Genomic DNA, 14,411 nt, shown 5'->3' on the forward strand with positions numbered 1-14,411 from the left:
GAGGAACTATCCCGATGAATTACACCCAAGCACAGATTGACCGGGCAAACGCCGTCAGTCTGGAAGATTTTCTCCGCACACAGGGAGAGACACTTATCAAAAGCGGACGAGAATACCGCTGGAAAGAACATGACAGCCTGACCGTCCGGGGAAACAAGTGGTTTCGCCACAGCCAGAGCAAGGGCGGCTATCCCATTGATTTTGTCATAGAGTTTTACGGCAAGTCCTTTCCCGAAAGCTGACAATTATCCAGGGCAATCCCGGCGAGGGCAAGACCTACTTTGCCATGCGCCTTGCGGCGGCTTGCACCAATCGAAAGCCTTTGCCCGGTATGGAGACACTTGAACCTTTCAATATCATCTATCAGACCGCCGAGGACGGTCTGGGCGATACGGTCAAGCCCCGATTGATGGAAGCAGACGTAGCCCTTGCGCTGTAATTCTTTTTCAAGTTTTCTGCGTTCTTTCTCAGAATCCTTAAGTTCGCGGTTAAGCCGGGAAGCTTCTTTAGCGATGCCACCATTGGCATTCATGCAGGCATCTTTCCAGGCTTTGATCTGCTCGATATAAAGACCTTTTTTACGGGCATACTCGGCAAGTTCCGTTTCATTCATACCTGCTGTTTCAACAACAACTAAAAATTTATCCTGTGTACTCCAGTCATCAGGAACAGCATCCGTACCAGGAGCAGCATAGCCTTCCTTTCGGGCTTTATCCCGCCAGTTACGAAGTGTCTGTTCAGAGATTCCTTCTTCTCTGGATATCTTGGTAATAGATTCATTGTTTGGTGGAAGCATCCTCCTGAGGAGTGCATCCTTTAATTCTGGACTATCCTTTCGACATTTGCCCTGTCTCTTTTTTTACCAATACCATAGACAGTTTTCTTTCATTTGCTGTTGTCTCCAATCTCCATACACTGATATGGATAAAGCCTGCCAAGTATCATGCTGATACAGCACCCGGCAGTGCTTTCTGAAAATATGGTTTCTCTGTACTTTTTCTTATCACCCCAGAGATGTAGGATTTCTCACAGGCGGCAGTGTGCTTCACTGCTCCATTGGAAGTTGTCACTCTGTCAGTCGATTCTCCTCGCCCCAGACACAGAGCTGATCCAGCACAGTCATCAGCGTTTTTCCTCGTTCCGAAAGCGTATATTCCACCTTCGGCGGAATCTGCGGATACTCGGTGCGGACGATCAGTTTATCCGCTTCCAGCTCCTTGACAGTCTACATCTGCATTTTTAAAAATATGCGTTTCAAGATTTTTTGAAAGTAAGCGCAAAATAATTCGACGGATTGTGTTGCCCTAAAAATCAATTCATAATAATCATTAGAGAATGCAAGCATTTCACTTCATTTTCTCTTGCTTGAAATGATAGATGCGAGCATTTTACTCTATTCAAGTTATCCCTGTGTGTTAGGATAGTTGTCAGTGAAAGATAATTACTTTTGTGGTAGTATGTAGCTATCACAGGAAGGGAGCTTTCGCTATGAACTATGACGAAGAAGGCGATGGATAAACTGATTACAAGGAAGGAAGCAGCCAGTATACTGGGAATCAGCGTAAAAACACTGGATGCTGTAAGAACAGACGGTTTGATCTCCTATGTTCAGTATGTGGAAAACGGCTGCTGATGCAGTCAGCACAGATTAGGATGACAACGCTGATCGACTATACATCAAAAGTGAAGAACTTGGCTTTGTTGGCAGTAGTCTACCAGAATTTTTCATTACAGTGTTTTGCTAAAGGAATCCGATGGAGCTATACCCTGGATTTTTCTGTATTCTCTGGGTGACATTTTGACTATAGACTGAAAAGCGCTTGAAAACTTTCCCTGGGTTTGGTAGCCTACCTGGGAAGCAATATCCGCGATAGTGTCATTTGTTTCCCGTAATAATTTCATAGCCTGACGCACTCGAAATTCCTTCATATAGGTGGCGATAGGCTGGCCGTAGACTGCCTTGAATATCTCCTTTAGAGTGGAGGTATTTATCAAATACTGTTTGGAAAGTTCTGCGATCGTAAATCGTTGATCCAAGTGCTCTGTCAACTGTTGATGAATTTCTTTTATCAATTCGGTTTGCTGGGAGAAGTATTGAGTCAATTCTTTATGCTCCGATTTCATGTTGCTCAAATAAATCAAAATTTCCAGCACCTTCAATTTCAAGAGGGAAATTCGAACGGATACAGGAGCAGAAAAGAGTGGGGCAAAAATGTGCTCTAAATCGGAACAGGACGGGATTGCGGATGGTTTTCCGGAGCAAAATCGATCCCGTAACTGGTCTGCCTCCACACCGGCATTCTTTAAAACTTCCGGGCAAATGGAAGAGAGCTGTTTCAGATCCACGGAAATGGAAATTCCCTCTGAATATCCTAGGGGAAACATCATGGCGGAATCCGCGCAGCAGGCCATACTGTGTGCTGTCACATCACCTGTACCTAAATAGACGGCAGTACCGTCTTGCATATTCCAACCCACGCGACCACTGCGACAATAGTAAATTTCTAAAACAGAATCCGAAGCATCATGCTGAAACTTGATCTCTGAAGCAAGAAAAACATTGAAGGATACCTCTATTCCAGGAAAAGTTTCATATGCCTCCATAACCCCTTTTCCAGCGGTAACCGCTCGAAACTGTTCTCCAAAGAGTGTGGTACCCGTTCCGCCAGCCCGGCAATGCTTCAAGGCGAGGGTGCCGTTTGGAATCTTTTGAAATTTTTGAGCGATAACTTTGGATTCTTCTTTTTTCATGGCGTTCCTTTTTGTTTTTCTACTTGCGACGGACAGGCGATTTTTACAAGCCACTCAATCATGTGATGGAAATTTCGGGCCTGCTCGGTATCGGCCGCTTTATAATAGACCTCTTTTCCGTCCCGGCGGCTAACGATCAGACCTGCTGATTTCAACTGCTTGAGATGGTGAGAAACTGCAGGACTGCTCATATTTACCATGGCTGAAAGATTGATAACACATTCCTCACAGTGGCAAAGCAACCAAAAAATGCGAATACGGCTGCCATCCCCCAGCTGCTTGAAAATATCAGCTACGGTTTGAAAGTTTTCTACGCTGGGCATATGTTCCAGTTCCTGCTCGATAGTTTGTCCGTGGTCGTGTGGTAAGGGGTTCTGAATCATTTAGCACTCCTCCTTAAAGTCTATCTTACCACAGGCTGAAGGAAAAAGAAACTTTACTTCTGAAATATTTCTGGTTCAGGACCAGCGTCATGGGTGTAATCCAAGATACGGACACCATCACCTATCTCTTTCTGCACCAGCTCCCGCATACGTTTGGCAAAAGGACAGGGGTAACCAATGGGAGTCATGTGATATTGTTCCAGCACATCTTTCAACGTGATTCCTTGCATTCTTTGTTCCGCTGTTTTTTGAATGTCCAAGTAAAAATCCCGCAGCACCAGTTGAATATTTACACCCACGCCACAGGCAGGATTGGTGTGGATGTCCTGATGGAGCAGGGGCTTGTTGCCCTCTACTGCCCGATAGGCATCCAGTAGAGTGATTTTCTCCGGCTCACGAGCCAGAGCAGGTCGGGGATGTCCCTTCACGCTGACCAGCAGTCCTCCCTTCCGCAGGGCGGACATGAGCTGGCGCACATAGGCAGGATTCGTCTGAATGCTCTCTGCCAGCTTGTTACTGGTCAGGTCGCAGTTTGGGTACAGAGCGATAAAAGCCAGAATATGAACAGCATCGCTAAGACGGGTAGAATATTTCATAGCCTGATCTCCTTTTTTGCTTTGATGTTATTTTTATTATAACAACATATTGACAGTGACGCAAGAGGATGCTAAAATAATTTGAAGTAAGAATAAAAATAACACCCACTTGAAAGGAATGGTGACAATGAACTTCTATGATGATCTGGTCATGCAGACCCAGATGAATTATTCCAGGCACTATCATATCTATGCTTCCGGCGGTACGCCTTATCAGCTGACTGACAAAAAGCCGCTGCCGTATAGCGAACAGATCCATCGTTTGGTACAGGAGGTAAAGGAAGCTGACTGTGTGGTAGTGGGCGGGGCCTCCGGCCTGTCCGCTGCCGGTGGTGGAGATTTTTACTACGAGGACAACGACTCTTACCGCAAATACTTCCGCCCTTTTGCCGAGAAGTACCACTTCAAAGGTGCTTTTGCAGGGATGATGCACCCCTGGAAGACAAGGGAAGAGTATTGGGGGTATCTCGCCACATTCCTTCACACCACCCAGACCGCACCTGTGCGTCATTCCTATTTGGATTTAGACGCTTTGCTGAAAGGCAAGGACTTCTTCATCCTCACCACGAACCAGGATACCCAGTTTGTCAAACTCTACCCGGAGGAGAAGGTGGCAGAGATTCAGGGGGATCACCGCTTCTTCCAGTGTGCCGCCTGTTGTACCGATGACACTTGGGATGCGGTAAAGCCGGTGGCTGATATGGTAGCCGCTATGGGGAGTGACACGAAGATTCCCACGGATCTCATTCCCCGATGCCCCCACTGCGGCGGCGAGGCATTCCCTTGGGTGCGAGGATATGGGAATTTTCTGCAAGGAAAGAAATACGAAGAACAGTACGAAAAAATTTCTCGCTATGTGCTGGAACACAAAGACAGCAAAATTTTGTTCCTGGAGCTGGGCGTGGGCCGAATGACTCCCATGTTTATCCAAGAACCTTTCTGGAACATGACCCTCAGCTTTCCCCATGCTCGATATATTGCTGTCAACAACAAGTATGACTTCCTGCCCAAGCAGTTGGAGGACAAGGGCATGACCATTGTGGCCGACATTGCTCAAGTGCTGCGGGATGCACGGGATACCATGGACAGCGGAGATAACGATCGATGAGGGTTGCAAACCAAGCGACGCTTCAGGAACTTGCCGAGCGTATTGATCAAGCAGATGCTGTTGTGATCGGAGGCGGCTCCGGCCTGTCAAGCGCGGCTGGATACGACCACTACCATTGGTCCCCGGCACTTTCGGAGGCATTGGCTCCCTTTCGCGAACAGTATGGCTTTACCTCTCCGCTGGCTGGATTCTACCATTGCTTTTCCAGCTATGGGGAACAGTGGGGGTATTACAGTCAATATATCCGCTTCATGTGGGAAGCCCCTACTGGGCAGCCCTATCTGGACCTGCAGGCGCTTGTTGCGGACAAACCTGCTTTTGTTCTGACCACCAATGTGGATCAGCAGTTTTTTCGAGTATTTCCCCAGAAACAAATTTGCGCCTTTCAGGGAGACTTTAGCTACTGCCAATGCAGTCAGCCCTGCCGGGATGATATTGGGGAAAACCGCGAACTGGTGAAGGAACTGACTGGTTGCCTGGCAGGTGTTCGCCTGCCGGAGGAGGCTGTTCCTCGTTGCCCGGATTGCGGGCGGGTGCTGGTGCCCTGGGTACGAGATGATACCTTTCTAGAGGGAACCTTCTGGCAGGATAGTCTGCATCGCTACCATAGATTCCTGCGACACTGGATAATGGATCAGTCCGACAAAAAAGTCCTGCTGTTGGAACTTGGCGTGGGTGAGATGACACCCAGTATCATCAAATTGCCCTTCTGGGAACTTACTGCCAAAAACGAAAACGTCTTTTATGCATGTCTTAATCGAGAGGCAGCTCATAGGCCAGAGCATCTGCGGGGACGCAGCCTGTATCTGCAAGGAGATTTGGCGGAAACTCTGGCTGCCCTCCGGCAGGAGCGATCCATCGCAGCAACCATAAAATAGAAAGGAGCGAACGAATATGATTGATTGGAACCCTATTGCGAAAAAATTCAGAGAAGCGGACGCTATCCTGATCGGAGCCAGTAACGGCCTGTCCATCACCGAAGGACTGCATTTGTTTGCGGACAATGCGACTTTTGAAAGACTGTTTGGGGATTTCAAACAAAAATACGGCTTACGTTGTATTTTGCAGGGCATGATGGCCGGATGGCCCAGCGAGGAGGAAAAATGGGCCTTCTGGGCCCGGCTCATCCATCGTTACTGTGGGCAGTACCAGCCTACGCCGGTGATGAACGATTTGAAGGCCATTGTAGGAGAAAAAGATTACTTTGTCGTCACATCAAACGGAGAAGGTCACTTTGAACTGTGTGGCTTCGATCCGACGAAAATCTATGAGATTGAGGGCAACTGGATTACTATGCAGTGTGCCCGCCCCTGCCACGATACCCTCTATTCAAGTTTAGAGGTGGCCGAAAAATTATCGGCTGCCGAACAGGGCGGCCATGTGCCTACAGAGTTGGTGCCGCGTTGTCCCAAGTGCGGAGGTCCCATGGACATCCACATGGGCGCGGGTCAGAGAATGATCCCGGATGCCGCTGCCCAGGCACGGTTCCAAAACTTTCTGAAAACCTACCACGGAAAGAAACTGGTGGTTCTGGAGCTGGGCATTGGCTGGCGCAATCAGCTGATCAAGGCCCCGATGATGCGCCTGGTGGCCGGCGAGCCAAACGCCACTTATGTGACCATCAATCTGGGGGAGATCTACATTGCGGACAATATCAAAGAGAAGTCCTTCGGACTGGACGGGCGGCTGGATGAGCTGCTGCCTGCTCTCTGGGAGGCGTGTGAGGTATGACGATTTCGGAGCAGGTTCAAAATGACTATACAAATGCATAAACTCTCATGAACCAGGTTGCTTCCTGAATCCTTTGCAGCAGTAGAGAATGCATAAAAAGCCGGGAAGTTGACTCAAATTGTCAATGCCTCCCGGCTATTATCAGGCAGATATTAATATAGTTAGAATCATGGTATATATTTCATTCCCCATTGGGAAATGGTGTAAAAGACCGGCAGCAGGTCCCGCCCTTTTTCGGTGAGGGAGTACTCCACTCGCAGAGGCATTTCATTATATTGGATACGCTGAACCAATTCGTCCGCTTCCAGCTCTTTCAGCGCGTTGGTCAGAGCTGTGTTGGTAATGGGTTTGAGAACTTTTTTCAGTTCCCCAAACCGCATAGGACACTTGATGCACAGTTCATAGAGAATTTGGAGTTTCCATTTGCCCTGCAGCATTTGAACCACCGGCGTGACCGGGCAGTTTCCCTCGCCGGTTAGAATGACACTGCCAACCTTTTCTTTGAATTCTTCATAAGTCATAATTGGATCGTTCCTCGTCTTTTGCAGTATATTTTTTGATACCAGGTATAAATAATTTGCGTACTTGAACAAAAATTACTATCAGATATAATAAATATATCACTGGTTGGCCATACAGTCAACGACTGAAATCTCTTAGAAAGGTCTGAATTTTATGAAAGAACTGAACATTATGGAGGCTACTGTTCTGACCTCCCCCAATCCGCTGACACTGATCTGCTCTAAAAAGGAGGATGGTTCTACGAACCTGGCTCCCATTTGCTTTGTGTCTTACCTCTCCTTCAATCCGCCTATGGTGGCTTCGCCACTGGCAAACAGTCCCACACCGGCAAGCGTGTGCGTGAGACCGGCAAAGTCATTGTCACTGTTCCCGGTGAGAGTCTGGCAGGCGCAGTAATGGCCTGCGGAGCATCTACCGGTGCCGAGACCGATAAGGTGGCCGCCAACAACATCGAGATGATGGCTGTGGAGGGCAGCGATATCCAGATTCCGGCGGACACCCGGCTGGCGATGGTGGCTATCTTGCAGCAGTCGGTGGAGGTGGGCGACCATATCCTGCACATCTGTCAGGTGGACAAGTTCCTGGGCGATGAGGACAAGAAGGGCCTGTATGCCTGGAACGGCTTCGGGAAAGTTGCACCTGCGGCAGAAGGCTAAATCTAAAACGGTAAGGAGGCATCAGCGGTGGCTGTTTGTATTAAATTGAGTGGATCGTCATTGGGACTGAGACCGGACATAGGAAGGGCAAAGCCGTATCGAAACCGGAATGGGTGTGGAACCTGACACATCAGGCCCATTCGCTTGGCATCCCTGTATTTATGAAGGAAGATCTGCTTCCTATCATGGGCGAGGCACAGATGGTACAAGAATTTCCCCTGGCTTTTTACCGGGTATTGGAGGAACAGAAGACATGACAGAAGTAAAAGAGAGCAGCATTCTGATTCAGGATGTAGAAACCAAAAATATTATGACAAAATCCGCCCTGCCGGTGGGAGGCTATTCCGTCAATCCTTATGTGGGCTGTACCCATGGCTGCAAATACTGCTACGCCTCGTTTATGAAGCGATTTACCGGGCACACCGAACCGTGGGGGACATTCCTGGATGTGAAACATTGGCCAGCAATCAAAAATCCGCAAAAATACAAAGGGCAGCGCGTAGTCATCGGTTCAGTGACCGATGGATATCTGCCCCAGGAGGCTCAGTTTCAGAACACCCGAAAGCTTCTTGAACAACTCCGGGGCAGTGAGGCAGAAATTCTCATCTGTACCAAGTCAGACTTGGTAATCCGTGACATCGACCTTCTGAAAAAATTGGGAAAGGTCACGGTCTCTTGGTCGATCAATACATTGGACGAAGGCTTTAAAAATGATATGGACAATGCCGTCAGCATCAAGCGACGGCTGGATGCCATGAAGCAGATCTATGATGCGGGCATTCGCACCGTCTGCTTTATTGCCCCTGTCTTTCCGGGTATCACGGATTTTGAGGCTATCTTCCATCAGGTCAGAAATCAATGCGACCTGATATGGTTAGAAAATCTAAACCTGCGAGGCGGATTCAAAAAAGACATCCTTGACTATATACGTAAAAAACATCCTGACTTGGTTCCGCTGTACGACGCTATCTACAACAAGAGAGACAGAAGCTACTTCCGTGGTTTGGAGGATCAAGCGGAACGGCTGGCGAAAGAAAACAGCTGTCCCTTCGTGGACAACGAGCTGCCCTACGGCCGGGCAGAGCCTGGGCACCCGGTCATTGTGGATTACTTTTACCATGAGGAAGTGCGTGGCTCGGAAAACACCGGGCGACGCAACTCCCAAAAATAATTTGTGAAATAAATGGGTTCTGACATGGAGCTGTGCTTCAATGTCAGAACCTTTTTTAGCACTGTTTACCCATTCAGAAGTTTTCTTATCCCTCTTGGAAGGACTTGTACTCCGTCCATTGTTTTTCGATTTTCCCCGCTCTACAATGTAGACAGAACGATTAAATGATAGGTGTTTATCAAGTTTTACATAAAATTATATTACCGGTAAGCATACGATGAGCAGATGTTTTTTATTGCCTTTCGAGTATAGATACGTTAAAATATACTTATTAAGCATGATGAATTTGGGAGGTATTTTTCGTGGAAATTAGAGTTCTTCGATATTTTCTGACTGTAGTAAGGGAAGAAAGTATCACAAAAGCCTCAGAAGTTTTACATATCACGCAGCCGACACTTTCACGTCAGCTTGCACAGATGGAGGAAGATATTGGTGTAAAGCTGTTTGATAGAGGGACACGGAAAATCAAATTGACAAATGAAGGAATACTTCTTCGCCGTCGTGCGGAAGAAATTTTGCAGCTTGTAGATAAGACAGAAAAAGAATTAGTGGAGCAAGAGGAACAGGTGGAAGGTAAAATTTCCATTGGGTGTGGAGAAATTGCTGCTGTACAACTTCTTCCTAAAATAATTGAGTCCTTTCGTCGGAAATATCCCCGTGTTACTTTTGACATTTTTACAGCCACAGCAGATTTGGTAAAGGAACAAATGGAGAAGGGACTACTGGATATTGGTTTGCTTCTTGAGCCGGTTGATATGGAAAAATATGAATTTATTCGCTTGAATATAAGGGAAAAATGGGTGGTTCTGATGAAATCGGATGATCCACTCTCCAAGAAAGAAACGGTAAGCGCAAAAGATTTGTCTGTACTGCCTTTGATTCTTCCTAGGCGTATGAATGTGCAGAGTGAGTTGGCAAGTTGGTTTGGCAACTACTATGAGAAACTGGATATTGTTTTTACCAGCAATTTAAGTACGAACAGCGCAATTATGGTGAATGGAGGCTTGGCATATTCATTGGTGATTGAAGGGGCTGTACCGTTCTGGAATCAATCAAAGGTTACATTCAGACCGCTTGATCCGCCACTTACAGCAACAAGTGTATTAGCATGGAAACGTGGTCAGCCGTTTAGCTTAGCAACCACAAAATTCATCAAACATATTCAATGCTTTTTAGGCATGGACAAACCATAAAAACTAAGTATTTGATATAATTCAATTAGAAAATTATAATATAGGTGTAGAGATAAAGCAAACAGCTTTAATTTCTGCACCTATATTTTTTATTGAGGAGGGAGTGCCATTTCATGAAACCGGATTATGATTCCCGTATAAACGCCGGATTAAGCAAAGAAGAAATCGCAAAAATTTCAGGATGCGAAGATCAAGAAATGCAGATAAGGATGTTGCGAAAATATCGGTACAAATTGCTTGATGAGGTACATGAAAAGCAGCAGTCACTTGATGCAATCGATTATATGATCTGTAAAACAAAAAAATAACAATAAGAGGAGGAAAAGGCGTGAATCAGCAAACAACTCTGTTTTCAAACGAGAAGTTGATGGCTATGATTATTCCCCTGTTTTTAGAGCAGCTGCTGATAATGCTTGTAGGGATGGCGGACACACTGGTGGTCAGCTACGCAGGAGAAGCGGCAGTATCCGGTGTTTCACTGGTAAATCAGTTCAATACTATTTTTATTTATCTGTTTACAGCATTGGCATCTGGAGGGGCGGTTGTGATCAGCCAGTATATTGGTAGAAAGAAAAATGATGACGCTGGAGAATCCGCCAGTCAGCTTCTTTCATTTTCTGCGATTTTTTCCATACTGATCGTAGTGATGGTTCTAATTGGAAATGAAGGGATGCTTCGTCTGATGTTCGGTAAAGTGGAAGATTCTGTGATGCACTCTTGTATTACATACCTTAGGATTTCTGCATATTCCTATCCGGCATTGGCGGTTTACAATGCTGGCGCTGCCCTTTTTCGCAGTATTGGAAAAACCAGTGTGACCATGTATTTGTCGGTAATTTCCAATATCATCAATGTTATTGGAAATTTCATTGGTGTACTTGTTTTGCGTGCAGGTGTTGCAGGTGTTGCATACCCTTCACTGATCGCTCGGACATTTTCAGCCGTGATGATTACAGTACTTTGTTTTCAGAGAAAAAATGAAGTGTTCTATCGCTGCAAGTGGATTTTCCGGTGGAATGTGGATTTCATGAAACAAATTCTAAAAATCGCTATTCCAAATGGGATGGAAAACGGTATATTCCAGTTAGTCAAAGTAGCATTAAGCGGTATCGTTGCACTTTTTGGAACATATCAGATTGCTGCAAATGGTGTTGCACAAAGTATCTGGTCATTGGCTGCGCTGGCGGGAGTCGCTATGGGTCCCGTATTTATAACGGTCATTGGACAGTGTATGGGAAATGGGGATGCAGATGCTGCGGAGCATTATTTTAAGAGATTGACAAGAATCACATTGCTGATTTCATCGGCATGGAATCTTTTGATTTTTCTTCTGACTCCATTCTTTATGAAATTTTATGCTTTGCAGCCGGAGACCAAACGGCTTGTAATCTGGCTGGTTTTAATCCATAACGTGTTTAATGCAGCAGCATATCCCTTTTCCGGTGCGCTTAGTAATGGGCTGCGGGCAGCGGGTGATGTGAAATTTACCATGTATGTTTCGGTTATCTCCACGATAGCGGTGCGTCTGCTTTTATCATGGCTCTTGGGAATTGTTTTGAAAATGGGCGTGATCGGGATTGCTATTGCAATGGTTTGTGACTGGAGCATTCGGGCGGTCATTTTCTTCTGGAGGCAGAAGTCCGGAAAATGGAAAACATTTCAGGTGATATAGATTCATTTATAATAAGTTCAATATCGGTATATTATGCCTTATGGTCTTAGCAAGTTTTGCCGTTTTGCTGTGAATGTGTGGGAGGTCAATCCTGCTGGAAAAGCTGATGAACAGGTTGCCAGAGAAGGGCTTTCCTGTATGGAAGTTTGGATGAAAGAACTGGGACTTACAATGAATCTCCATGAGTTGGGGGCAACAGAAGAAATGTTGCATGGTATTGCAAATGGAACCATCATCATGGAAGGTGGATATAAGGTGTTGAATCATGATGAGGTATTGGAGATTTTGAAGAACAGTTTGTAAGCATTCAAGTAGGAGCTTTTATAACGATAATATAATAGAAAAAGGCAAGTGCTGTGAAAGAAATTTTTCTTTGATGTTGCTTGTCTTTTTTTAATTCATCACTTGACATTGTGGCAAAGAAATCCTGAAAGGGGACGAGTAGAAAAAAGAGCAGCTGCATGAGCAGGAAGAAGAAAATAGACAGAGCAGTTGATGATGTGGAATGTCCGGTGCAGTGTGGGTGTAATGCTCATGCTACATCGGACTTTTTTCGAAAATGATTTTTAATAATGTTGATTTTCAACTACTTTTAACTCAAATATTGCATCTTAACTTAAAAAGAGTTAAGATTGCAAGTAATGACATGGAATATCTCGATAAAGTTCCTGGAGTCAAGAATCAAAGTGTTTTTAAAGAAGCTTATGTTATGGGATATTCTATTTACTAATGTTGATTTTCAACTGCTGGACGAATGGGAGGTATGCTTCATGCCGTTGCAGCTTATCAGAAACGATATTACAAAAATGAGTGTTGATGCGATTGTCAATGCGGCCAACACGTCCCTTTTGGGTGGCGGCGGTGTGGACGGCTGCATTCATCGTGCGGCCGGACCGGAACTGCTTGCAGAATGCCGTACGCTGCATGGCTGCGAAACCGGCAGTGCAAAAATTACAAAGGGATACCGTCTGCCCTGCAAATATGTGATCCATGCAGTCGGTCCGCGCTGGAGGGATGGCAGGCATCGGGAGCAGGAGCTTCTGGAATCCTGTTATCGGACATCTTTGAATCTGGCGAAAGAAAATGGCTGTCAGTCTGTAGCCTTTCCGCTGATTTCCTCCGGTGTTTACGGCTATCCAAAAGACCAGGCTCTGAAGGTTGCAGTCGATACCATCAGCGAATTTCTGCTGGAAAACGAGATGATGGTCTATATCGTTATTTTTGACCGAAAGACATATCAGATTAGCGGAAAGCTGTTTGATGACATCGCAGTGTACATAGATGACCGGTATGTGGAAGAACATACCGACAGGCGGGCAGAACAGAGTCGGTGTTCCGAAGCATGGCAAGAGGAATCCTGCTTTGAAGCTGCATCTGTCCCGCTGCCGCCCGAAGCAATCTGTAAATCCTGCAGCAGTCAGTCTCTGGAAGAGGCGCTGGGACAGATGGATGAGAGCTTTTCAGAAATGCTGCTTCGAAAGATTGAGGAAAGCGGTATGACGGATGCACAGTGCTACAAGAAAGCAAATATTGACAGAAAGCTCTTCTCAAAAATCCGTTCGGATAGATTCTATAAGCCATCCAAACCTACGGTGCTGGCATTTGCCCTCGCTTTGGAGCTGCCGCTTGCCCAGATGCAGGAGATGCTCGGCAAGGCAGGATTCACATTGTCCCATTCAAGTAAATTTGACATCATTGTAGAATATTTTGTCGAACGGGGAAACTATAATGTGTATGAAATTAACGAGGCACTGTTTGCCTTTGACCAGAGTCTGATCGGAGCATAAGAACAAAGAAATGTCGCTTTCCATGCGACCACTCCACAAAAGAAAATCGCTATACTATGACTGTAAGGTACAAAACCGAGCAGCCATATGCGCGTGTAATGAGCCAAAGTTCGAGCTTGCTCGAAACCTTGGCGAATACCGCGACAGCGAGCCCGCAAGGGCGAGATCTTTTTGGAGGAGGACAAGCATATGAGAAAGAATTTAACAGAGATCGTTTTTATCTTAGACCGCAGCGGTTCCATGAACGGACTGGAACGGGATACCATCGGCGGATTCAATTCTATGATTGAGCAGCAGAAAAAAACAGAGGGCGAAGCACTGATTTCAACGGTACTGTTTGACAATGTGAGTGAAGTCCTGCACGACCGTGTAGATGTAAAGAAAATCCGACCGATGACCGACCGGGATTATACAGTTCGCGGATGCACAGCGCTCTTAGATGCCATCGGCGGTGCGATTCATCACATTGGAAATGTTCATAAGTATGCAAGACCGGAGGATGTACCGGAACACACCATGTTCGTAATCACTACGGACGGAATGGAAAATGCCAGCCGCAGGTACAACAGCGAAAAAGTGAGGCAGATGATCGAGCGGCAGAAAGCGAAATACGGTTGGGAGTTTTTGTTCCTCGGTGCTAATATTGACGCGGTAGAGACCGCAAGCCAGTTCGGAATCGGTGCAGACCGTGCAGTCAACTATCAGTGCGACAGCGAAGGAACTGCGTTGAATTATGAGGTGGTCAGCGAAGCAATCAGCTCTGTCCGGTGCAGTGCCCCGTTGAACGCAGACTGGAAAAAACGTATAGATGAGGATTATAAAAAACGTGGAGGAAAATAGA

17 protein-coding genes and 3 pseudogenes are annotated in these 14,411 nt (G+C 46.2%); 14 read left to right on the top strand and 6 right to left on the bottom strand.

Translation table 11 applies throughout. The annotated features are described in order from the left end of the window. Nucleotides 1-14: 14 nt before the first annotated feature. A pseudogene (locus DXA55_RS09885) lies at nt 15-430 on the top strand (AAA family ATPase); the annotation flags it as partial. A gap of 261 nt (nt 431-691) precedes the next feature. Here DXA55_RS09885 and DXA55_RS18110 read toward each other — a convergent pair. After that, nucleotides 692-826, bottom strand: a pseudogene (locus DXA55_RS18110) (transposase); the annotation flags it as partial. 240 nt (nt 827-1,066) lie between these two features. Then, a pseudogene (locus DXA55_RS09905) lies at nt 1,067-1,222 on the bottom strand (winged helix-turn-helix transcriptional regulator); the annotation flags it as partial. Between the two features lie 273 nt (nt 1,223-1,495). On the opposite strand from DXA55_RS09905, the gene DXA55_RS09915 reads away from it, so the two are divergent. After that, on the top strand, nt 1,496-1,633 hold the full coding sequence (locus tag DXA55_RS09915; protein WP_442857661.1) for a hypothetical protein: 138 nt from the start codon (nt 1,496-1,498) through the stop codon (nt 1,631-1,633). Between the two features lie 95 nt (nt 1,634-1,728). Here the strand turns inward: DXA55_RS09915 and DXA55_RS09920 are convergent, their stop codons facing one another. Genes DXA55_RS09920 through DXA55_RS09930 form a run of 3 tightly spaced genes read right to left on the bottom strand, consistent with a single transcriptional unit; the run spans nt 1,729 to nt 3,730 of the window. Continuing rightward, entirely contained in the window at nt 1,729-2,751 is a 1,023-nt protein-coding gene (locus tag DXA55_RS09920) for a helix-turn-helix domain-containing protein (RefSeq protein WP_117814028.1), read from the bottom strand. Beyond that, nucleotides 2,748-3,134: an ArsR/SmtB family transcription factor gene (locus DXA55_RS09925; RefSeq protein ID WP_055228485.1), complete on the bottom strand. Its 387-nt coding sequence runs from the start codon at nt 3,132-3,134 to the stop codon at nt 2,748-2,750. Before DXA55_RS09925 ends, DXA55_RS09920 begins: the two co-directional genes overlap by 4 nt. A 53-nt stretch (nt 3,135-3,187) precedes the next feature. Next, nucleotides 3,188-3,730 carry an Rrf2 family transcriptional regulator gene (locus DXA55_RS09930; protein ID WP_242991104.1) on the bottom strand — a complete coding sequence of 181 codons (543 nt, stop codon included), beginning with the start codon at nt 3,728-3,730 and terminating at the stop codon, nt 3,188-3,190. Nucleotides 3,731-3,857: 127 nt separating this feature from the next. On the opposite strand from DXA55_RS09930, the gene DXA55_RS09935 reads away from it, so the two are divergent. The 3 genes from DXA55_RS09935 to DXA55_RS09945 are packed head-to-tail and all read left to right on the top strand — an operon-like array spanning nt 3,858 to nt 6,569. Then, nucleotides 3,858-4,838 carry an NAD-dependent protein deacetylase gene (locus DXA55_RS09935; protein WP_173841546.1) on the top strand — a complete coding sequence of 327 codons (981 nt, stop codon included), beginning with the start codon at nt 3,858-3,860 and terminating at the stop codon, nt 4,836-4,838. Further along, nucleotides 4,835-5,716 (top strand): NAD-dependent protein deacetylase, SIR2 family, encoded by an 882-nt coding sequence (locus tag DXA55_RS09940; protein ID WP_117800762.1) that lies wholly within the window; start codon nt 4,835-4,837, stop codon nt 5,714-5,716. The genes DXA55_RS09935 and DXA55_RS09940 overlap by 4 nt, the downstream gene beginning before the upstream one ends. A gap of 16 nt (nt 5,717-5,732) precedes the next feature. After that, on the top strand, nt 5,733-6,569 hold the full coding sequence (locus DXA55_RS09945; protein ID WP_117814030.1) for an NAD-dependent protein deacetylase, SIR2 family: 837 nt from the start codon (nt 5,733-5,735) through the stop codon (nt 6,567-6,569). Nucleotides 6,570-6,736: 167 nt separating this feature from the next. Here the strand turns inward: DXA55_RS09945 and DXA55_RS09950 are convergent, their stop codons facing one another. Further along, complete coding sequence (locus DXA55_RS09950; RefSeq protein ID WP_117814032.1) at nt 6,737-7,090, bottom strand: winged helix-turn-helix transcriptional regulator; 354 nt, start codon at nt 7,088-7,090, stop codon at nt 6,737-6,739. A 154-nt stretch (nt 7,091-7,244) separates the two neighbouring features. Between DXA55_RS09950 and DXA55_RS17755 the strand changes: the two genes are divergently transcribed. The 9 genes from DXA55_RS17755 to DXA55_RS09995 all read left to right on the top strand — a co-directional run bounded on the left by DXA55_RS17755 (nt 7,245) and on the right by DXA55_RS09995 (nt 14,410). Continuing rightward, nucleotides 7,245-7,487 carry a hypothetical protein gene (locus DXA55_RS17755; RefSeq protein ID WP_242998468.1) on the top strand — a complete coding sequence of 81 codons (243 nt, stop codon included), beginning with the start codon at nt 7,245-7,247 and terminating at the stop codon, nt 7,485-7,487. Then, complete coding sequence (locus DXA55_RS17760; RefSeq protein WP_242998471.1) at nt 7,427-7,747, top strand: flavin reductase; 321 nt, start codon at nt 7,427-7,429, stop codon at nt 7,745-7,747. The genes DXA55_RS17755 and DXA55_RS17760 overlap by 61 nt, the downstream gene beginning before the upstream one ends. A 253-nt stretch (nt 7,748-8,000) precedes the next feature. Further along, nucleotides 8,001-8,918, top strand: coding sequence for a radical SAM mobile pair protein B (locus DXA55_RS09965; RefSeq protein WP_117814034.1), 918 nt, complete (start codon nt 8,001-8,003; stop codon nt 8,916-8,918). A gap of 302 nt (nt 8,919-9,220) precedes the next feature. Next, nucleotides 9,221-10,111 carry a LysR family transcriptional regulator gene (locus DXA55_RS09970; RefSeq protein ID WP_022462480.1) on the top strand — a complete coding sequence of 297 codons (891 nt, stop codon included), beginning with the start codon at nt 9,221-9,223 and terminating at the stop codon, nt 10,109-10,111. 113 nt (nt 10,112-10,224) lie between these two features. Continuing rightward, on the top strand, nt 10,225-10,419 hold the full coding sequence (locus DXA55_RS09975) for a DUF4224 domain-containing protein (RefSeq protein WP_022462481.1): 195 nt from the start codon (nt 10,225-10,227) through the stop codon (nt 10,417-10,419). Nucleotides 10,420-10,439: 20 nt separating this feature from the next. Continuing rightward, complete coding sequence (locus DXA55_RS09980; RefSeq protein WP_117760428.1) at nt 10,440-11,783, top strand: MATE family efflux transporter; 1,344 nt, start codon at nt 10,440-10,442, stop codon at nt 11,781-11,783. Between the two features lie 138 nt (nt 11,784-11,921). Then, on the top strand, nt 11,922-12,086 hold the full coding sequence (locus DXA55_RS18730) for an oxidoreductase Fe-dependent alcohol dehydrogenase family (protein WP_022462483.1): 165 nt from the start codon (nt 11,922-11,924) through the stop codon (nt 12,084-12,086). 467 nt (nt 12,087-12,553) lie between these two features. Further along, on the top strand, nt 12,554-13,570 hold the full coding sequence (locus DXA55_RS09990; protein ID WP_117760427.1) for an O-acetyl-ADP-ribose deacetylase: 1,017 nt from the start codon (nt 12,554-12,556) through the stop codon (nt 13,568-13,570). A 189-nt stretch (nt 13,571-13,759) separates the two neighbouring features. Next, nucleotides 13,760-14,410, top strand: a complete 651-nt coding sequence (locus DXA55_RS09995) for a vWA domain-containing protein (protein ID WP_117814036.1) — start codon at nt 13,760-13,762, stop codon at nt 14,408-14,410. Nucleotide 14,411 lies beyond the last annotated feature (1 nt).

Source organism: Blautia sp. OF03-13 (assembly GCF_003460685.1).
In the GTDB taxonomy this organism is placed as follows: domain Bacteria; phylum Bacillota; class Clostridia; order Lachnospirales; family Lachnospiraceae; genus Fusicatenibacter; species Fusicatenibacter saccharivorans.